General features: G+C 24.5%; 19 protein-coding genes. 16 read left to right on the top strand and 3 right to left on the bottom strand.

Annotated features, from left to right (window positions below):
- Positions 1–160: 160 nt before the first annotated feature.
- From AACL10_RS02750 to AACL10_RS02735, 4 genes are all read left to right on the top strand, one after another.
- Entirely contained in the window at positions 161–1,096 is a 936-nt protein-coding gene (locus AACL10_RS02750; protein WP_338984334.1) for a hypothetical protein, read from the top strand.
- The gene (locus AACL10_RS02745) at positions 1,096–2,235 is read left to right on the top strand and encodes an SGNH/GDSL hydrolase family protein (RefSeq protein WP_338984332.1); all 1,140 of its coding nucleotides are present in this window, start codon (positions 1,096–1,098) and stop codon (positions 2,233–2,235) included. Before AACL10_RS02750 ends, AACL10_RS02745 begins: the two co-directional genes overlap by 1 nt.
- Positions 2,236–2,260: 25 nt before the next feature.
- Positions 2,261–4,336 (top strand): MOLPALP family lipoprotein, encoded by a 2,076-nt coding sequence (locus tag AACL10_RS02740; protein WP_338984331.1) that lies wholly within the window; start codon positions 2,261–2,263, stop codon positions 4,334–4,336.
- Between the two features lie 164 nt (positions 4,337–4,500).
- Complete coding sequence (locus AACL10_RS02735; RefSeq protein ID WP_338984330.1) at positions 4,501–5,352, top strand: DUF1295 domain-containing protein; 852 nt, start codon at positions 4,501–4,503, stop codon at positions 5,350–5,352.
- Positions 5,353–5,384: 32 nt separating this feature from the next.
- Here AACL10_RS02735 and AACL10_RS02730 read toward each other — a convergent pair whose 3' ends face one another.
- Together AACL10_RS02730 and AACL10_RS02725 are read right to left on the bottom strand one after the other, a co-directional pair.
- Positions 5,385–6,206, bottom strand: a complete 822-nt coding sequence (locus tag AACL10_RS02730) for a DegV family protein (RefSeq protein ID WP_338984328.1) — start codon at positions 6,204–6,206, stop codon at positions 5,385–5,387.
- Positions 6,207–6,224: 18 nt separating this feature from the next.
- Positions 6,225–6,659, bottom strand: a complete 435-nt coding sequence (locus tag AACL10_RS02725) for an SRPBCC domain-containing protein (protein WP_338984326.1) — start codon at positions 6,657–6,659, stop codon at positions 6,225–6,227.
- Positions 6,660–6,822: 163 nt separating this feature from the next.
- Between AACL10_RS02725 and AACL10_RS02720 the strand changes: the two genes are divergently transcribed.
- The 12 genes from AACL10_RS02720 to AACL10_RS02665 all read left to right on the top strand — a co-directional run bounded on the left by AACL10_RS02720 (position 6,823) and on the right by AACL10_RS02665 (position 20,747).
- Entirely contained in the window at positions 6,823–7,182 is a 360-nt protein-coding gene (locus AACL10_RS02720) for a hypothetical protein (RefSeq protein ID WP_338984324.1), read from the top strand.
- Positions 7,183–7,423: 241 nt separating this feature from the next.
- Positions 7,424–8,323 carry a rolling circle replication-associated protein gene (locus AACL10_RS02715; protein ID WP_338984322.1) on the top strand — a complete coding sequence of 300 codons (900 nt, stop codon included), beginning with the start codon at positions 7,424–7,426 and terminating at the stop codon, positions 8,321–8,323.
- A gap of 682 nt (positions 8,324–9,005) precedes the next feature.
- Positions 9,006–9,224, top strand: coding sequence for a hypothetical protein (locus AACL10_RS02710; protein WP_338984320.1), 219 nt, complete (start codon positions 9,006–9,008; stop codon positions 9,222–9,224).
- A gap of 11 nt (positions 9,225–9,235) precedes the next feature.
- A complete protein-coding gene (locus AACL10_RS02705; RefSeq protein WP_338984319.1) occupies positions 9,236–10,705 on the top strand; it encodes a hypothetical protein in 1,470 nt (489 codons plus the stop codon).
- A 179-nt stretch (positions 10,706–10,884) separates the two neighbouring features.
- Positions 10,885–11,190: a lipoprotein gene (locus tag AACL10_RS02700; protein ID WP_338984318.1), complete on the top strand. Its 306-nt coding sequence runs from the start codon at positions 10,885–10,887 to the stop codon at positions 11,188–11,190.
- Between the two features lie 136 nt (positions 11,191–11,326).
- On the top strand, positions 11,327–12,208 hold the full coding sequence (locus AACL10_RS02695; RefSeq protein ID WP_338984317.1) for a Pr6Pr family membrane protein: 882 nt from the start codon (positions 11,327–11,329) through the stop codon (positions 12,206–12,208).
- Positions 12,180–13,073, top strand: coding sequence for a hypothetical protein (locus AACL10_RS02690; RefSeq protein WP_338984316.1), 894 nt, complete (start codon positions 12,180–12,182; stop codon positions 13,071–13,073). Before AACL10_RS02695 ends, AACL10_RS02690 begins: the two co-directional genes overlap by 29 nt.
- A 90-nt stretch (positions 13,074–13,163) precedes the next feature.
- Complete coding sequence (locus AACL10_RS02685) at positions 13,164–13,985, top strand: hypothetical protein (protein ID WP_338984315.1); 822 nt, start codon at positions 13,164–13,166, stop codon at positions 13,983–13,985.
- Positions 13,986–14,384: 399 nt separating this feature from the next.
- The gene (locus AACL10_RS02680; RefSeq protein ID WP_338984314.1) at positions 14,385–17,036 is read left to right on the top strand and encodes a valine--tRNA ligase; all 2,652 of its coding nucleotides are present in this window, start codon (positions 14,385–14,387) and stop codon (positions 17,034–17,036) included.
- Between the two features lie 94 nt (positions 17,037–17,130).
- Complete coding sequence (locus AACL10_RS02675; protein ID WP_338984313.1) at positions 17,131–18,120, top strand: hypothetical protein; 990 nt, start codon at positions 17,131–17,133, stop codon at positions 18,118–18,120.
- Positions 18,121–18,181: 61 nt separating this feature from the next.
- Positions 18,182–18,715: a hypothetical protein gene (locus tag AACL10_RS02670; RefSeq protein ID WP_338984312.1), complete on the top strand. Its 534-nt coding sequence runs from the start codon at positions 18,182–18,184 to the stop codon at positions 18,713–18,715.
- 727 nt (positions 18,716–19,442) lie between these two features.
- Complete coding sequence (locus AACL10_RS02665; RefSeq protein WP_338984311.1) at positions 19,443–20,747, top strand: MBL fold metallo-hydrolase; 1,305 nt, start codon at positions 19,443–19,445, stop codon at positions 20,745–20,747.
- A gap of 31 nt (positions 20,748–20,778) precedes the next feature.
- Here the strand turns inward: AACL10_RS02665 and rpsT are convergent, their stop codons facing one another.
- On the bottom strand, positions 20,779–21,021 hold the full coding sequence (rpsT, locus tag AACL10_RS02660; protein WP_338984310.1) for a 30S ribosomal protein S20: 243 nt from the start codon (positions 21,019–21,021) through the stop codon (positions 20,779–20,781).
- Positions 21,022–21,057: the final 36 nt, after the last annotated feature.

Genomic DNA, 21,057 nt, shown 5'->3' with positions numbered 1-21,057 from the left:
TAGAAAATTTAAAAGACTATATTCTTTGTAAGCCCAATGTTTTACTTAAAAAACTTTGAGTGAAAAAAATTACAGATGTAATTAAACTTAATCGATTCATTTTAAAACATGAATCCAAATAAAATTGTAATAAATTTTTTAACAAAGGACGCAAAAAAATATGAAAGAAAAATTCAAAAACTTTTTTGAAGAGAAATTAAAATTAAAAATAATTATTTCTTCAAGTATAGCAACATTTTTATTTTTGCTAAGTTTTTTAATGGTGATTCCTGGCTTAGGTCTTGAATCACAAAAGTTCATAAACAGTATCGAAAAACAAATAAAAACTATAATGCCTAAAGGTATGTATGTTATTGATGGACAAGATGATGTTGTTTATGAAACTGCTATGAATACTTCTGTTAAAAGTGCTTATGTAAGTGATGCACTTTCAACTTTAAATTCATATGAAGATAAAGATATAGTTATCAAAAAAGAAGAGTACACTAAATTTTCAGAACAATGATTTGAAAATAGGTGAGGTGAAGATATTAAAAATAAAAAAGATGTAGATCTTTATGATTTAGGAATTGACTTAATAAAGTTTGATAAAGCTGTTGCAACTAAATTCTTAAGTTTCTCATATGTTCACTCAGGAATAGAATGAATGTTTAAAAGTAATGGTTTATCAGAAGCTTTTTCAAGTGATTTCTATCAACAAATAAAAAGGGATCAAACAATAATTGATCAAGATGTTTATGATTCATATATGAAATATGAAGGTCCAGGGCTTTCTGGATTGAAAGTTGAAAAGTCATTAGGAACAATGATTATTAACAATAAAGTTTGATTTTTAAATAGACAAATAGAAAATATTAAATTTGGTTTTAATATTTTAGGTCACAGTATATTTAAAAATAAAAATTTAAATGAAAGTAACATGAACAAAACAAAAGTTACTTATGACGAACTTAGTTATCCTTTCTTGACAGATACATTAGAAGTTTTTAGAGCCGGTTCAATAATGTTTATACTTTTTCTAGCTTTAATACTTCCCGTGTTTATAACTTTCTTAACTATATGAATAATTAATTATAAAAAAGGAGAAAGAAAATAATGAAAAAGATTTTAGCAATACTTTCTTCTCTTAGTTTTCTAACTACAACATCATCTATAGTAGTATCTTGTGTTCCATCAAGTGCAAAAATTAATTTTGACTTTGATAAAAACATTGGTACACAATTTGATAAAAGAAATGCAAAAGATACAAGTGATGATAAAACCAAACACAAGGGGTTTTCAAACTTCTTTACACTTGGAGATTCTCTAAGTGATCAAGGTGGTATAGTTGCTATTGCAAAAGATGAATTGAAAGTTGATGTTAAGTTAACTGGAATGTATGACAAAGGATTCAGCAACGGTCCTGTAACTGCTTCTTTACTTAATAAAGAACTAAATTTCGAAGAAGAAGAATTTAAATCTTCAAACTTAATTCACTCTGCAGATGTTGATAGAGGTGGAGAAAAAGTTTGAGGAAAAAACTATTCTGTTGGTGGAGCAACTGCCTATGAAGCCCAAGGCGGGCTTGCAGCAATGTTGATGGGTAACACAGGTATCTATAAACAGGCTCAAGCCCTTGTGCAACAACAAGTAATTCACGAAGATGATTTATTTTTTGTTGAAATAGGTGGAAATGATATGTTTGCTATTTTAGATAATGTAAAAAATCCAAATAAAAGAGAAGAAATAATGCAAAACGCATTAGAAAATATTAAGAATTCTTTATATACATTATTAAATAATGGAGCCAAAAAAATAGTTTTCGTAACTCCGCCTGATATGACTTTGATTCCAAAATACAAAGATAAGTCACAATCAGACAAGGACATAATCAAAATGATCGGTGATGATTTTGATTATGAAATAACTCAAATCATAAATAAAGCAAATAAAAATTATGATAACAGTATTCTCCACTTTGACCTTTATGGAAGATTTGGAGAAATAATAAGTGGATTTAAGGAATTAAATCCAAGTAACAATATAAAAGATGAACTTTGTGATTCTTCAATGCCTGATTTTTCATCAGGTATTGATCCAAAAAATTTGGAAATTAAAGCTACTTTAAAAAGTGGCAATGTTGGAAAAGAAGACAACTTCTTCTTTATAGATTTTGTTCATCCAACAAAAGAAGGACACAAGTTCGCAGAAAAATTTATTTTTAAAGACATTGAAGATAAATGAATGAATAAGTAATCAAAATTACTAAAGGAAGATACACATGAAAAAATTATTAAGTTTATTAGGAGCTGCAACAATGACTTTCTCTACTGTAGGGAGTGTTATTGCTTGTGGTGATAACACACCAGTTTTAGGAAATAACTTTGATACTGAAGCGCAACAAGATACTATTTCTAAGTTAATGACTCAGTATGCAAAATCTTTATACTTAAACCAAAAACCATTATCTGATGGTGAATCACATTATAGTTCAAAATACACAATGGAAAATGATGTTAAAAATGCTTATTTAAAAGATTTAGGATTAACTGATTTTGATGAATCAGAGAATGTACAAAATAACTCTAAATTTAGTACAATTGCCAATAAATACTTTGATCCAAATTCTTTATTAGCATCTGATTTAAAAATTTCAGACAACATTTATCAAGACTATGCTTTTGATCCAAGTGTTAAAGACGAAGGTATTTTAGATACAATTAAAAATACATTACCTCAATTATTAGAGTTCTTATCTGATCCAAGTCAGTTACAAGGATTATTGGGATTAGTTGCTGAAAATCCAGAAATGATTGAAAGCATTCTTTCTCCAGAAATATTAAAAACATTAGGTAAAGTATTGTCTAATGAGAAATTACAAATACTTCAAAATGCATTTAGTGCAGATATTTATAAAGATATGAATAATCAAACAGCACTAAATTCAAGTGTAATTGGACTTTCAAATGCACTAGACAAATTTATTAAAGGTAAAGATGCAGTAATATTAAGTTATGCAACTCAAAAAGATGTTGATTCAAACTATGATCAAAGTACAACTAGTTTAGCTGACAACATTAAAAAATTAATGGACAAAGAAGTTGAATTTAAATTCGATTTAATAGAAAATGTTGACTCAATTGCTGAAATTATAAGATTTGTAAGAACTTTATTAGTATATATTGAACAATTTAGTTATGATGAAATGACTTCAAATATACTTACATTAGAACAAATTGAAGCAAAAAGAACTGCTAAATTTAGTACAAACTCAATTGACCTTAAACAAGTATTCAAGAAATTGAAATATATGGTAAATGACGAAGAAGGAGTAACTTTTAAAAACTATATTGGAATTTTATTAGCTACAAACTCTACAAACTTTAAAGCAGGTAGTGATTTTAAAGAAAAAGTTAATAGTGGATTAATGGATTTACTTTCTAAAGTTGCTATAAAAGCAAACGGTGCAGAATATGTAGATGCTACAATTATGAAAATATATATTAACTCAATAGTTAGATCATTTATTAATGCTGGTTTAAAACCAGAATATGGTGGAGCTGAATACAACACAATTAAAGGTTTAATTTTCTCAGTTAAAGGAATGTTACCAGAATTTTTAGGAAACATTTTAGATAAAATTGATAAAAATGGAGATAAAGAAGAATTCCAAGAAAACTGATTAGGTTATTTATGACATAACACAAATGAAAAATTAGGTTTCTCATTAATGAAATTAATGCAAACACCTTTAAATAAAATTGATTTAAAAGGTTTAATGGGAAGTACAGAAACATTTGCAATTAACTCAAGTGATGGAAAAAGTAGATTCAACGAAGCTAGATCTATTGGTACTGAATTCTTAACTGATAAGTCTATAAAAGAAATAGTTGAAGAATTTGATACTGCATTTTCTAAAACTACAAAATCAACAATTAAATTTGATGATTATTCTGAATTAATTGGTAGATTAATAAAAGATGATACTTTACAAAAAGCTTTAAATGATATTAAAAACATGTTTGAAATATTAGGTTATAACAGTGATGGAACATTAAAAGAGGGTTCAGTATTTGAACAATTCTTTAAAATATTAGAAGATTCAAAAGAATTAGTAGCTCAATCAAACTCAATACTTAAAAAATGAGTTGAAGAGAGCAACACTAAAATAGAGAATCTTGTTAAAGAAGCAACTCAATTATTTAAAAAATTAACTGTTACAACTAAAAGAAGAGCAACTAATGACTTTGAGTATACTGTAACTGATGGAAGTACAGAGTACGTATTTAACGTCAAATTAAAACAAAACGCATCAAAAACTAAATTAGTTATTTCAGAAATTAATTTAGTTAAATAAAAAGAATCTTAAGATTCAAAAAAATAAGAATTAATTAAATAAAAGAATATATAAAAGACCACAAAAAACCTCTATTACTTTTAAAAGTAAAAGAGGTTTTTATTTTTTATAAAATATAAAAGTTAAATTTATATATATAATAAATTCTATAAAAGGAGATTATTATGGATATTAATTATATTTTTATAGCGTACTTATTTGCATTATGTATTGTTTTAAATTTATTTTTCTTTGTTATAGCATTCATTTTTAAATCAGATGTATTTACAGATATAACTTATGCTTTAACATTCCTTATATCAACTACAATTATTTTTGCTTGAAAACAAAATTTTTCAATCATACAAATATTAATTTATTCACTTGTTGTTTTATGATCAATTCGTTTGGGTTCTTATTTATTCAAAAGAATAATAAAAATTAAACATGATAAAAGATTTGACAACATTAGAAATTCATTTTTTAAATTTTTAGGATTTTGAGTTCTACAAGGAGTTTCTGTTTTCTTGATTGTTCTACCAGCATGTTTTGCTTTAACAATTCCAGAACAATACTTTGATAATAAAAATTATATTAGCTATGCATTTATTTTAATTGCATTACTTGGATTAATTTTTGAAACAATAGGGGATGAACAAAAATCTAAATTTTATAAAAATAAGAAGAAAGACTTTATTGACACAGGTCTTTGAAAAATATCACGTCATCCAAACTATTTTGGTGAAATGGTTTTTTGATTATTTTTAACAATAGCTTTTTTAACAAATATCATTATGAAAAATAATTCTAATAATGAAATTTATTATTATTTATTTTGATTACTATCACCAATTTATATTATTTGTTTATTATTATTTGTTTCTGGAGTTCCTATCCTTGAAAGAAATGCATTTAAAAAACTTAAAGATAATAAAGATTATCAAAACTACATTTCAAAAACTAGTATTGTGTTTCCGTTTATTGGAAGAAAAGGTTATACAAGTAAAGTTAAAAAAATGCAAAAAGAAAATAAATAAAAAAACTTTGAAGTTTATCTTCAAAGTTTTTTTTATCTTCAACCACAAAAGGCAAAAGTTTGTTCTCCTGTATTTATCATTATAGTTTTTGTAAGAGGTGATCATAAATTAATTTCTAAACCACAATCTTTAATAATTGATTTTACTTTTTCGATAACTGAGTTATCAAAAATACCACAAGCAACATCTATTTTTTTTAAATCTTTTATTTTAGTTTTAAGTTCATTCAAAATATATTTAACACCAATAAAGAAACTTCTTTGTTTGCTATCTAACACTATTTTTTCATCAGCTACTTTTAAAACAACTGCTACTTTTAAAGTTGTAGCAATAAGTCCCTTTAATTTACTTATTCTTCCACTTGCAACCATGGTATTTCATTTTTTTGGAATTATAAAACATTCATAATTTTTTTTATCTTTTTCAATGAAGTCTTTTATTTCTTTTGAAGACATTCCTTTATTTATTAAATCACTAATATCTTTTATTTGTTTTTCAAGTATTATACTTACTCCATCACTGTCAATTACAAATACTTTGTTTTTAAATTTTTCTTGACTTGCAAAGTTTAAGTAACTGTTGTATTGTCCTGAAAGTGCTTTTGCAACACCACAAATTATAACTTGATCATAATTCTTTAGAATGTTTTCGATAGTTTCTTCTAGTTCACCAAACGCTGTTTGACTAGTTTTTAAATTGTTATTTATTATTTTTAAAAAATCTTCATTTGATAAGTTTAAATCATCTTTAATTGATTTTTCACCAGATATGTTAATTGATAATGGAGTTATAAAAACATCTTTAATGTTTGAAGTTAAACCATAAGATGAATCTGTTAAAATAGCAATTTTCATTTGTTTTCTTCTTCTTTTCTATTTTTTCATTAAATTTTCACATCTATATTTTAAAGCCATATTCATATAATCATAACCTTGCTCGGTAGCTAGTTTCATTTTCTTTCAAAACTTTTTAACTCCCATTCCTGCAAATGTTTCTGTTTGTATAAATTTTGTTGTATTTTCGTCTATTTTTTCCAATTCAAAACTATGAATTGAGTTAAAAAGAAATTTAGGACCAATTGTCATAAGTCATTTAAAGCTTTTTTCTTCATTTATTTCTAATAATAAAGCCTTTAATTTCATGTCGTTTTTTAATTTGATTTTTAATTTGCTATTAACTTTAAAATCACCTATTATTGAAGCAAATACTGGGTTTCAACTATTGTAAACTTCAAAGTTTACAAGTTCTTTTCAAACCACTTCAATTGGTGCTTTAATGTTTATATCTAATTTAATTTCATAATTCATAATAATTACCCCTAAAATTGTACCTATCTAGATAATAACACTTTTTTATATGTTAGCTTTTTTAAAAAAAGCTAAAAATATTTCAACCTCACTAAAATACTTTTTTTGTAATTATTTTAAAATAATCTATAATATATTTAATAGGAAATAGGGGTATCAAGAGATGGATAATAAGATTGAAAAGATTAAATTGGGAGTTTATAAAGTAGCTCTTACATCTATAATAATATTTCTAGTTTCGCTAGTGCTTACGGGTGTTTTTATAACTGTTCTTTTATTAGAAAGCATAAAAGAAAAACAAACTTGAATGTGACTTGGTTTAGCTGTTTTAACTGGTTTAATCTCTATTTTTACTTTATTTTCAATGACAGGTGGACTAGTATTTTTAAAAGCTAATAAGGATTGAAAAGAAATACAAAAAGTTCAAAAAAAATCAGCTCTAGATTGAGGTTTATTCTATTTTGTTTATGCATCAAAAATAGATAAGTTTTCAGATCAGGAGTCAAAAGAAATCAAAAACTAATGAATTATAGACTTAAATGGTCTATAATTTTTTTAATAAAATAACACAACGGAAGAAAAGAATAGTTTAATAAGTGATTATTATGTTATTCTTTAATTAAATAGAATTTAAAATTAAGTTTCCTTCGACACAAAAAACTTAAATAGTAGTTATTTTTAATTATTATTAATTAATAGTATTAATACTGCTTTATTATTTTATAATGTTGATTGAAACTCTTTAAAAAGGAGTTTTTTTATTTATGGAATATTATTGTTCAAAGACTTATTATGGAGATATGGTAAGGACTAGTATATTGCCTTTAAGTAGTTATGAGAGTAATTTGCGTAATAAGGGTGGTGTTAAAAATACTGGTGAAAATAAAGAAAAATTAAATAATAGTAAAATTCGCAGTAAAGGTAGATTTATTAGAAAATCATTTCATAACTTTTATAACCAAAAAACATTATCATTTCTTACTCTCACTTATGCAAAAAATATGCAAGATATTAAACAAGCTAAATATGATTTAAAGTTATTTTTTCAAAAATTAAAATATTGATTTTATAGCGAAAAGCGATCTAAATTTCGTAAAAACCAAGAATTAAAATATGTATCTATATATGAATATCAAAAACGTGGAGCAGTTCATTTCCACATAATATTAAATGTATATATTCCTAACTCTATAATTTTTACTTATTGACCTCATGGTATTAATTGAAATGTTAAAGTAAAAGGTGGAACAACAGGAAGAAAAAAAGTAGTTAAATATTTATCTAAATATATGAGTAAAGTAAATAAATTGGACTCAAAAGATTTAAATAAATATGATTTAAATATCAAGTCTTATCATTTTAGTAGTAATTGTTCTAATCCTAAAACTAAAATTGGAGTATTAAATATTAATCCTAATGATTTAACTCAATTTATGGTTAAAACAGAAAATTTATATTTGTTTAAATTAAGCAGTAAATGTGATTTTTTATTTGGTTTAGTTTGTGATAGATTAAAAATTTTTGATTTTGAAGTTGATTTAGATCCATATATTCATATAGCTATAAAAATGAGACAAGCTATTATTGATGGTTATGCTACTTATTTACCTGATAAATATTCATATTGAATGAAAAAAGGTAGGGAAAAAATAAAAGAACATTAACAAGATATTATTTTAAACAAAAAAGGTTTAGTTATAAATTAGTTACCCAGCGCCTTAGCGCCATTTGCCGTTATTAAAAAAATGTTATTTAAGAGCTTATATATTTTTACGGGCTTATAAAGTTAAAATTTGTTTGTGTGTTATTTTATGTATCTTTATAGGTCCATAAAAGTATATAAGCAAGAAGGGTTGTGATTAATGATAAAAAAATGTTATTAAAAGTTTAAGGTTTTTTAAATGCCTTAAAAATTAAATTATTAAATTTCCTTCGACAATTTTAAGATATTTAAAAAATTTTAAAATTGTATCTATAGTTTTACTATAGTAACTAAAAAATATTTATATTTAACTTTCCTTGCAATTTATAATTTTTAATTATAAAAAAGTTAAATTTGTGGCAATAGATATTTTTCCTACGATATAAATATATTTAGATTAAATATATAGTTAAATTGCTTATCTCTCATTTTAAAAAATAAGCAGTTTAAATGAAAAAAGCACCTAGAAATTACCGCCTAAAAACCTACCATGAATAAAAATAAAAAAATTACAAGATTTACCCACTAAAACAAAAAAACACTATAAATAGTGCTTTTAGTACTATTTCCCTTCGACAAAAAATAATACCTATTTAAATTTATCAAAAAAAAAAAAAAAAACAAGAAAGAAAGAAGTTGAAGCTATGCCATGAATAAAAATTAATCAATTTTGTAATGATTGTTATAATAAAGCGCAACAACAATCATATACATTAAAATATAGTTGTCGTTCAAATGAAAGTATTTCAAAATATCAAAGATATAAAAATTTATGTTTATGTAATAATTGTGATTGTGAACATTTAGCAGCACCATATAAAGATATATGTACTTGTTGTAAAATGAAGGTTTATTGTGGATAAGGAGTGATTACATGTTTTTTTCAATTTTCTTTAGTTTTCTAATATCTTTATTTTCGTCATTGCCATTAACTTTAGATTTTGGTACTAAAATAGGAGTTAGAAATAGATTAATTAATGAAGTTACTAATTATGTTAATGTTGATCCTCAAAATACTCTTTATAGTATTATTCAAAGATATGATATTCAATCTCAATTAATGTTAAGGTCTGATTTTTTTAATCAAGGTATAAACCCTAAAAACTATGCTTTTTCTATTGGTTTAACTCCATTAAAAGATTTTAACGATATTAGTACTTGATTTGATTCTAGTTCTATCGATTCTAATAGTAGTAAATATTGAGTTAAATTGTGAGTTCTTTATTTTTATACCCAATTAAGTAGTGATAGTTTTTATGATTTGGATTTAGTAATTAAAGATAAAGAGTATTTTTCATTTCAAATTTATAAAGATAAATTCAGTTTATTAGATGTTGTTAATAACAAAGAATTTGAATTTAAAGTTACTGGTGGTTCTGGGAAAGAAAATATTTATTATGACTTTTTCAATGTTTTATTTACTCCTTTAATTGAAAATCAAAGTCCTTATAGCTTTAATAGTTCTAGATTAGTTTTTAATTTTGATTTCGAAAATGCTTTAAATAAGTTTTTTGATAAGTATAAATTAAACCAGGAATATAATATTAATGAAATTATTAATCTTTTTAATAGTTTTTATAGAAATTTGGTTCAATTTATTTTTGATTTAGATCCAGATACAAATGTTATTATGAATATGCCTTATAGTACTGTTTTAAAAAAGCACTTTATTAACTATAATATTTTTATAAAAAATGGTTTTAACCTTTATCCAAAAGGGCTATTAGTAAATATGGATAAAAGAATGGTAGAAAGCAATGAAGTTTTACCTTTTAGTTTTCAAGCTAAATATGATAATATTTCAAACATTATTTATGATTCTAATCAAAATTATTATCAATATTTAAATAGTAAAAGTTCTATTTTTGATTATTCCACTGGTTCTTCGAATACTAATACACCTGATATTGAATTAGTAAATTATGAAATTAAAGAGCAAATAAAAGGTTTTAATTCATTTTCTACAATTTTAGGATTTAATAGTATTTCAACAGATAGAATTAAAAATATAATTTTAAGAGATTTAAATTTTACTATTTACAATTCTAATGATTGAAATAATGTAGTTCAAAATCCTAGTGGAAATTTTAATATTCCATATATGACATGTTCTTTAACTAATCTTTTTGGGTGTGTTACTAACGCTGGAATATATTTAATTAATACTGTTTTAGATTTTACAGGTTTTAATAAGATTACAGGACCTTTAATTCAGTCTTTAGTTGGTACAACAGAGTTATTAAAATCTATTCAAAATTTATTTGCTTTTAATGTTACTTTTTCATTAATGGTTTATTCTATTCTTACTTTAGCAATAGCTATTGCACTAGGTAAAATATTTTAGAAAATATTCCAATGTATTTTTTAAAATTTACCATAAATATTGATTTATTTTAAATACTTCCTGGAACATGTTAAAAAATAGCTAATGAAATTTAAAGAATTTTTTTTCCAAAAATACTAATATTAATACCTTTTAATTAAGGTATTTTTTTGTTATTCTTTTAAAAAGGAGAAAAAATTATGAAAAAATTATTATCTTTATTTGGAGCTGTAAGTTTGATTTCTGTCTCTAGTGCTGTTGTTATTTCTTGTACTGATAAAAATACTAATATGGTGGAAATTAGGGATATGAGAAATAATTATGTTGATACTGTTGATAAAACAACTGTTAAAGATTTTAAATTATTTGGTGGTATTCAAGGAAGTACAGATATAGATTTACAATTATTTTTTAAAGATGGTACTCAAAAAAGTTATGTTAATTTAATTGGCACTAAAGAATGATTTAATAAGTATTTAAATAAATTAATTTTTAATATAGAATAGAAAAAAACACAAAAACTTTATGTTTTGTGTTTTTTTTGTTAATATTTAGTTAACGTTGTGTAGCACGCGTAGCGTGCTTCTTAGGCAACTTGCGAAGCAAGTTGCCTTACTTGTATAAAGATTAGAGGTAAAAAACATGTTTATTACAAAACAAAATTTAAAAGATTTTAGACTTTGATATAAATTAGTTGTTGCAGTATTAATCACAGTCTTTTTATTGGAAATGTTAATTAAAGGAATGATTAATATTGGTGTTCCTAAAAACAATGAAGAATACAGTATTTGAGCTATTTTTAATGAAAAAGGTGACTTCATTGGTCATGATTATTTTGGTTATGTTATTAATTACTTTAGTTACTTTACTATTCAATCAAATATTTTAATTGTTGTTTGACTTATGATTGGTTTTTTCAATCACAACAAAGAAGGTCAAATAAAACCATTACAAAGAGCTTTATCATTGAGTGTTGTAACATACATAACAGTTACAGCGCTTATCTTTAATGGTTTATTATTACCACAATTGCTAAGTTCAAAACAAGGTAGAGAAAGCTTAGATGCTCTATGATGAGTTGAACAAATGGTTCTACACACAGTTGGGCCATTAGCAGCTGTATTATACTTCTTGTTCTTCATGAAACAAGATTTAGTTTTTGATTTTAAAAAGTTCATAAAACATGACTTTTATAAAATGGCAATTTATCCAGTAGCATATCTTGCATATGCTTTAATTCGTGGGGAATTAATCTATAGAAGTTATGGATCAAATGCACCTTTAGCGCATCATCACAGTGCTTATCCTTATTTTTTCTTAGAAATACACAACAAATATGCTTTAAATCCCAATATGGGTGAAACATTAATTAATAATGGGTTATTCTGAATGTTTATGACAGTTATCATTATTGTTGGTATCGTTATTGGTTTAGGATCACTTTATTTATTTATAGGTTCAAAAACAAGCAATATCAGAAATGGGTGAATAAAAGATGAAAAGAAACAAAAACAAGCAAAATAGTTTAGAGTTACTTAAAAAACATCACAAAATAATAAATAAGTTTTTTAAAACTAATTATTTTGGATTTTCTATATTTTTAATAGACCAAATAATTTATGCAATAACTCTAATTCTATTCGTTTTGAACCTAGTTTTAAAAAGCAAAAACATTGAACAACCAGAAATTGGTTTTTCTATTGTTGGGGGAAGTATATATTTACTTTTAAAGTTTACATATACTAACTGATTTGCAAAAAACAAATTCTTTCAATCTATTGATGTATTTGAATACACAGTTAAATTAGATAATCACAAATTTAAAGCTCAAAGATCAATTGAATTTACACCAATTTGATTTTGAATTTATATAATAACTGCTAACTTTATTACAGTGGTTTTTGTAAATTATGAATTGAATAATGTATTGAGTGAAACTCCTGTTTTAAATGCAGTTTTAGAATCAATGCTAAATGTACTTTTATTACCATCATTTTTAAACTCATTTCAAAAATTAGCAGCTTCAAACAAAGATGTCGAATCTAATTACAACAATGTAATTAAAGATCAATATTTTTCAAATGAATCACTATTTGATGATGCTAAATTTGCACAACACTGTTTAAATGTAAGTTTTGATAAAAATAATATTACTTCTAAAAATGGATTATTTATCTTTACAAATAAAAAAGACTTAAAAGATAAAGAGATTTTAGAATTACAAAAAGTAAATGACAAAATACTAGAAGATTACAAAAAAATTTGAGCAAACTATTATGAATTGCTTGAAACAAGCTCTACTTTAGAGTTTTCTAAAAGAAAAGCAAAAGACTTATTTTGACTTGAGAGAATATATGATCATATATTCTTAGATTTCTTTAATATTTAAATAAAACCACTATATAAGTGGTTTTTATTTTATTCAATTATTTGCAATATAATTTTAAAGTTCTATAATAATTGCATAGAGGGTGTAAAGATGAAATTAAAATTTAAAAGAGTAGATTTACCAAATTTAATAATTTACAGCATTTTATCATTATTATTTGCTATTTTTTTCATCCTTCCAGCTGTTGATGTTTTAAGAGAAACTATAATCAAGTCTAATTATATTATTTTATTAAAAGCTGCTATTGGTATAACTGGAATCATTGTTATACTTTACAAATATATAACAGGTTATACAAATTACTTAACAAATTTAGATATAAACGAAAAGAATGTAACTACTTTAAAATGAACTTTAAGAAAAAACAACTTATCTGCTTTCTTTAAAACAGTATTATCATTAACTCCATTCTTATTGTTTTCAATAATGCAAGGATCACATTTAAATAATGTAATTACAGGAACTAACTTTATTCAAACAGATATAGCTAGATTACCTGTAATAGATGATTTAGAATTTGAATTTTCTAGAAGTTGAATATTTATATTTTTTGAAAAAGTGCTAAATAATAACAAAGAAATATCATTTGCAATATCAGTGTTTTTATTTGGAGCAATTCTTTCTTCAGCATTATTGTTATTTATATATGTTATTTACAAAATATCTATGAATAAATACTTTAAAGAAATTAAAAAACAATTTAACAACATTTCAAGAAATATTAAAGATAATAAAATATCATATGAACAAAAAAACTTTGAAGAAATAGTTTATGAAAATGAGAAAAAAGAATTATCTTATCAAAGTGATAGATATGATAAACTCTATGCAATTTTAGATCAAAAAGAAGCCGACTTTTGAAAAGAAGTTAAGAAATCAACTACTCCTCCAAACTTTAACTTAGTTAAATAAATACTTAGTTAAATAAATACTTAGTTAAATACAGGTGTAGATACTTAAATACCAAAACGTATAATTAATAAATTAATAATATAGTTTTATGGGAGTCGGAACCTTTAAGACTAAATAGCACTTTTTGTGCTATTTTTTTTATTTCGTTTTGATATAATAAATAAGTATTAAAACTTATAAGGAGTAAATAACTGGTGATTTTCAGAGATCTAGTGTTTGGTGTGAACTAGAATTTGCCACTATTGAAGGTTGTATAAGTTAAAAAAACTAAAGAAAATGAGTGGGCTTTTATTTTATTGGCCAATTAGGATGGTACCGCGTATTGAAAACAATTCGTTCCTATTTTTTAATTTAATTATTAAAAAATAGGAATTTTTTTTATCAAAAGGAAAGATTAATATGAAAGAACTTGAAAAAAAATATAGTCATTTAGATGTTGAAAAAAATAAGTATGAAATGTGATTAGAACAAGATTTATTTAAAGCAGAAATGGATGATAAAAAACCTGCATACTCAATAGTAATTCCACCACCAAACGTTACTGGTAAATTACATTTAGGTCATGCTTGAGATGGTTCTTTACAAGACTTACTTATAAGGTTCAAAAAACTAAATGGTTTTGATACTGTTTGAATACCTGGAATGGACCATGCTGGTATTGCAACACAAGCTAAAGTAGAAGAACGTTTAAGAGAACAAGGAATATCTAGATATGACTTGGGAAGAGAAAAGTTCATTGAAAAAGTTTGAGAGTGAAAAGAAGAATATGCTTCAACAATTAGAAGTCAATGAGCTAAATTGGGATTAAGTTTAGATTATTCAAAAGAAAAATTTACTTATTCAGAACAGTTAAACAAAATAGTTAATTATGTTTTTGTAAACATGTATGAAAAAGGTTTAATTTATAAAGGAAAAAGAATAATTAACTGAGATCCAAAGCAAAAAACAGCTCTTTCTAACATAGAAGTTATCTACAAAGAAACTCAAGGTGGAATGTATCATTTTAAATATAGTTTAGTTGATAACCCTTCACAGTTCTTAGAAGTGGCCACAACACGCCCTGAGACTATGTTTGGAGACGTTTGTTTGGTTGTTAACCCAAAAGATGAAAGATACAGCAACTATATTGGAAAAATGGTTATAAACCCCTCAAATCAGCAAGAAATACCTGTTATAGCAGATGAATATGTTGAAATAGACTTTGGAACTGGAGTTATGAAATGTACTCCAGCTCATGATATTAATGACTTTGAATTAGGTTTAAAACATAATCTAGAACAAATTGTTGTAATGAACGATGATGCAACAATGAACGAAAAAGCATTAGAATTTAAAGGTTTAGATAGATTTGAAGCTAGAAAACAATTAATTGAAAAACTAACAAAAGAGGGGACTTTCATCAAAAAAGAAGAAATAACTCACCAAGTTGGTTATTCAGAAAGAAGTAATGCAATAGTTGAGCCGTTTATATCAGATCAGTGATTTGTTAAAATGGATCCGCTTGCAAAACAAGTACTTGATTTACAAGAAAGTGATAATGCAATCAACTTCTTTCCAAATAGATTTAATGATACATTAAATAAATGAATGGAAAACTCTCATGATTGAACTATTTCAAGACAATTATGATGAGGACACCAAATACCTGCTTGATATCACAATGATACAAAAGAGGTTTATGTAGGTATTAATCCTCCAAAAGATGAAAATAACTGAACACGTGACCCAGATGTGCTTGATACTTGATTCTCAAGTGCCTTTTGACCATTTGCAACAATGGATTGAACTGCTGAAAGTGAATCAGAAATGATGAAAAGATATTTCCCTGTATCTACAATGGTTACTGGATATGACATTATTTTCTTTTGAGTAGCAAGAATGGTTTTCCAAAGTTTAGAGTTTACAAATTCAAAACCATTTAAAGATGTTTTAATTCATGGACTTATTCGTGATGAACAAGGAAGAAAAATGTCAAAATCACTTGGTAATGGTGTTGATCCTATGGATGTAATTGAAAATTATGGAGCTGACTCATTGCGTTACTTCTTATTGACAAACTCATCTCCAGGACAAGACTTAAGATATAGTGAAGAGAAGTTAACAAGTACTTGAAACTTTATTAATAAAATTTGAAATGCTTCAAGATTTGTTATGATGAATATCGAAAGCATTCCAACAAACACTGAATTTGATAAAGCATTTGAAAATGTTGATTCATCTAAAAATCAAATTGACTTATGAATCTTAAACAAATTAAGTGAAACTCAAAAACAAGTTAAAGAAGCAATTGATAAATATGAATTTACTATTGCAGGAAAAGTATTGTATAACTTTATTTGAGATGACTATTGTTCTTGATATATTGAATTGGCAAAAGCTCAAGTTGGAGAAAATGATTTATTAACAAACGAACAAAAAGAATTTAGTAAGTTAACATTAGGGTTTGTATTAAAAAATATTTTAATTATGTTACATCCATTTATGCCTTTTGTAACAGAAGAAATTTATCAATCATTTGATTTAGAATCATCTATTTTAAAAGAAAAATGATTAGAAAAAGAATACAAAGCTGAAGTTAAATCAATTAAACATATTTTTGATGTTGTAACAACTCTTAGAGAGTTTAGAGCAAATCAAAATATTAAAAACTCAATAAGTTTAAATGCTCACTTAAATATTTCTAAATCAACTTTTAAATCTGATTTAGAAAATGAAATCGATTACATAAAATTATTTATTGAAAAAATGGTTAACTGTAATTTAAATATAAATGAAATTGAAGAAAAAGATTTCACTTCACTTCCAGTTAATGATTACTTCTTAGATATTCCTAACAAAGATTTCTTTGACAAAGAAAAAGTTTTAATTGAAACTCAAGAAAAAATAAATGAACTTTCAAAAGAAATTGAAAGAAGTGAAAAGATGTTATCAAATGAAAACTTTGTTAAGAGAGCTGCTGTTGATAAAGTTGAAGAAGAGAAAAGAAAATACGAAGATTATAAAAAACAACATGATCTTCTAATTGAAAAACTTAATGAACTAAAAAAATAAAATCAATTAATTTTGATTTTTTTTTTTTTTTTAGAATGGTGAGATAATAATTGAACAAGGCGGTTGGGTGGGAAGTTGAAAGAAGGGTATTCAAATGATAAATTTATTAAAAGTATTGTTAGGAGTTTCTATGGCAAGTCCAACAGTTGCTCCGTTGGTTAATGATAATAATTTAATAGTAAATAAGTCAACAGATAAATATTTTGATTATGCAATGAAATTAACAACTTCTAATTTTGAAGTTGATCAGAACAATGAACTTTTAGATAACAAAGTTTATGATATGAAAGATGAATTTCAAAATGAATTAAACCAATGAGTAGAATATAAAAAAGAAAATAATATTGAACTATTTGAGTTAGAACATATAGAAACAAAATTTGGAGCTCTAGATTCATCTGGACATTTGGTAAGTAAGAATATTTATTATCTTATACTAGAGTCAAATGATGTAACTGTTCAAAGTTTAGAATTTAAAGTTTATGATAGACAAAACTCACAATATAAAATTTCATTTGTAGGAGATTTTATTATTGATGGAGCAATTTGAAAAGATGTTTCTTTAGTTGGTTATGATGAAAACCAATACTTTACATCAAGTCAAATAATGAGTGACTTTTTTATTACAAGTTTTTATAAACAATTTGAAATGAAACAATTTGTAACTGAATCTAAAGTTGATGTTAGTTTAGAAAATAATCAAATCATTAACTTAGATGACTTAATGCAATCTTATATTGATTACTTTAGACAAAATCCTCAACAATACAGATCTATAGAAACTATATTCTTTTCATTAAATGACTTACAAGGTGGCAGAGATTCTCTTGTTATGGCAAATGATTTATTGGAGTTAGATATATTTACATATGATAATAAGAAAACTGATTTAGAAGTTAAATTAACTGAAGGTGTTGAAGATAGTTTGAACCCAAATATTAATATTGATTTTGAAATTGATTCTCAGTTGCAAGATGAACAATCACATGTAAAACTTAATGGATCACACATAAACTATAATCAATATGAATTTAAATCTAATAACTTTAAAATAACTTTAAATGTATTAGTTGAAAAAAATTAATAAATAAAAAAATAAAAGTGAAAACTTTTATTTTTTTGTCGATATATTATTTGAGGTGTTTATGAAGAAATTTAAGTTTATTACAATATTAATATTTTCATTTTTAGTTGGAGCTAGCATATTATTTATAGCCAATATTAATGTTAGAGAACAATCTGTTATCGAAAATGTAAATGAAAACTATATTTACTTTAAAGTTAAGTACGACATAACTCTTGAGAATCCTGATCTGCTTCCAAGTAAAATTAAAAACGATAAAGAAGCAAATGATTACAAAGAGTTACTAGAAAATAATAACTTAGAGTATTTAGAAAGTTTATTTGATATTGAACCAAATAATAACTTAAAGAAGAACAACACTGTATTGTTTTATCCAAAAGAAGATATAGAGGTTGTAAGAACTTCTAGGTTTGAAGTTGATCAAGACTTCTTTACTACTCGTGGTGTAAGTGAAACTGTATCTAAAAAGAGTGTGGATATATTTTTAGATCCGAATAAAACTTATGACGAATGTATGGAAGAACTTAAAGTAACTTACAAGGGAACTTTCAATGTGGAGTTCTATAACAAAGCAATTCCAAAACTTATATATTAGAAGAAACTATTTCTTTTTAACCTTCATAGCGCTTGTGTGCATAGCTGTGAGTAGGGATATAGACAATATATATGTATGTAGTTTTATTTATATATTAATTATTACAAGTTTATCAATTGATATCAAAAAGTCTTATCCTTTTTTGATAGTTACCATGTTATTTTTATTCTTGTTCTTATTATTTTATAAATTTGATATAAATAAACATCTCAACTGAAATTTTTATAGGGTAGTAGAGGTAAAAGAAACCTATGCACTTATAAAACAGTTAAACACTCTCTATTATATACCGGTAGGGGAGGTTAAATTATCGGTAGGGGGGTTTGTGTCTTTGGTAGGGGAGTTTGAAAAAGTCAGTGTTAATGGTAACTTTTGAGAATTTGATTTTAATGCCTACCTACTTAATAGAAATGTTAAGTATAAGGTATTTAACGCATCTGTTAAGACAATAAATTTATATTCGATACAATATTTTTTGTATAAGTTAAAAGATTCTACAAATAATTTGACTAGGTTAATGCTTTTTCAAGAAAAAAGTGGTGATCTAGTTTATAAAAACTTAAATTCTTATTCGCTTGGTTATTTAATTAACTTAAGTGGAATGAATATTTATATTTTAAGTAAATTTTTAAATAGGAAAGTTTTTTATAAATCTAAATCTTATAAAAAGTATCGAATAATACCGATATCTCTACTTTTTTATTATTCTTATCTTTTGAATTTTAAGATGTTTTTATTAAAAGCAAGTGTTCTTTTAATAATTGATTGAATGAAAAAAAATTGAAACTTTAAATTATCTAAATTTACTAAGCTAAGTTTACTGTGAATAGTTTGTTTGTTTATAAAACCATTATTTGTTTTTAATGTTGGATTTATATTTTCAGTTATTAGTTTTAGTTTTTTAAAAAAATATAATGATAAGAAACTAGTTACAAATATAATTTATAATTTTTTAATTGTAAGTAGTGTTTTTATTCCTGTTCAAATATTTTATGGTTATAAAATATATTGATTCAGCTTTATTTTTGAAATATTATTGATACCTTTTGTTGTGTTTTGTTTTTTAATATCAATGTTATTTTTTATTCCTTTTTTTGGTTATGTTTTAAACCTAATTTATGAAATATTTTATTATTACTCTAAAGGTTTTACTTATTTAAACTTGACCACAATTTGTGGAAGTTTTAATGTAATTTACTTAGTTACTTATTTTGTTTTATTTAAATTTATTACTACCTTCAAATTTAGTAAAACAAAAATTAAAAAAATTCTTATAGCTTTATTTAGTTTAAATTGTTTTTGGATAATTCAAGCAAATCAATTTTCTAAAATAAATCCAACTATAACCATGTTGAATGTTGGTAATGGAAATAGTTTTGTTTGCCATTATAAAGGAAAAACTATTTTGTTTGATGCTGGAAGAGGAACGGGGTTTAGCAAAAACAGTTTAGAACAATATCTTGTTTATAGTGGTGTAAGAAATATAGAAGCTGTTTTTATAAGTCATAATCATCAAGATCACTATGACCAACTTGATAACGTTAAAGAAACTTATAGATTAAAAAATGTTTTTTATAATCATGATCTAAAAACTTATTTTAATTATAAAGATTTAAAAATCACAAACTTTATAGAACTAAATAATTCAGATGAAAATGATAACTCTCAAGTTTCTGTTGTGGAAATAAAAAATAAAAAACTTTTATTTACAGGAGACGCAACTAAAGTAAGAGAGTATAAATTAATTAAAGATGAATTATTTTTAGAGAAAGTGAAAGGCGGAGTAGATTTTCTACAAGTTGGACATCATGGAAGTAAAACAAGTACATCTGATGCATTCATGAATGTAATAAAACCTAAAACTTGTTTTATATCTGGTCATAAATCTAAAACCTTGGACTTTCCAAATAAAGAAACAATTGAAACTTTAAATAAGCACCAATGTAAAACTTATGTCACTAATGGTGACTCTAGTTTTAAATATAAAGTTAATAGGGGAAAGACAATTAAAATACAAAAAAACTCTTTTTAAAAAGAGTTTTTTCTATTATTGTTCTAATTAATTATTTCATTAATCTTGATTTTTCTCTTGCAGCTTTGTTAGCTTTGAAAATTCCTTTAGTTACTGATTTATCTAATAAACTAACTGCTTCATTGATTAAAGCATCTTTTTCCTTTGAACCTTCTGCTTTTGCAGCTAAAGCTTTTTTAACTGCTGTTTTAACTGAACTTCTGAAAGCTTTGTTTGCTAAACGTGATTTTTCATTAGTTAAAATACGTTTTTCTTGTGATTTAATATTTGCCATTTCGATTCACCCCTTTAAACAAGATATTTTATATAC

This window comes from Spiroplasma endosymbiont of Diplazon laetatorius (assembly GCF_964019625.1).
GTDB lineage: Bacteria > Bacillota_I > Bacilli_A > Mycoplasmatales > Mycoplasmataceae > Spiroplasma_A.
Note: the sequence above shows the minus strand (reverse complement) of the source record. Positions and strands in the feature narration are given on the sequence as shown.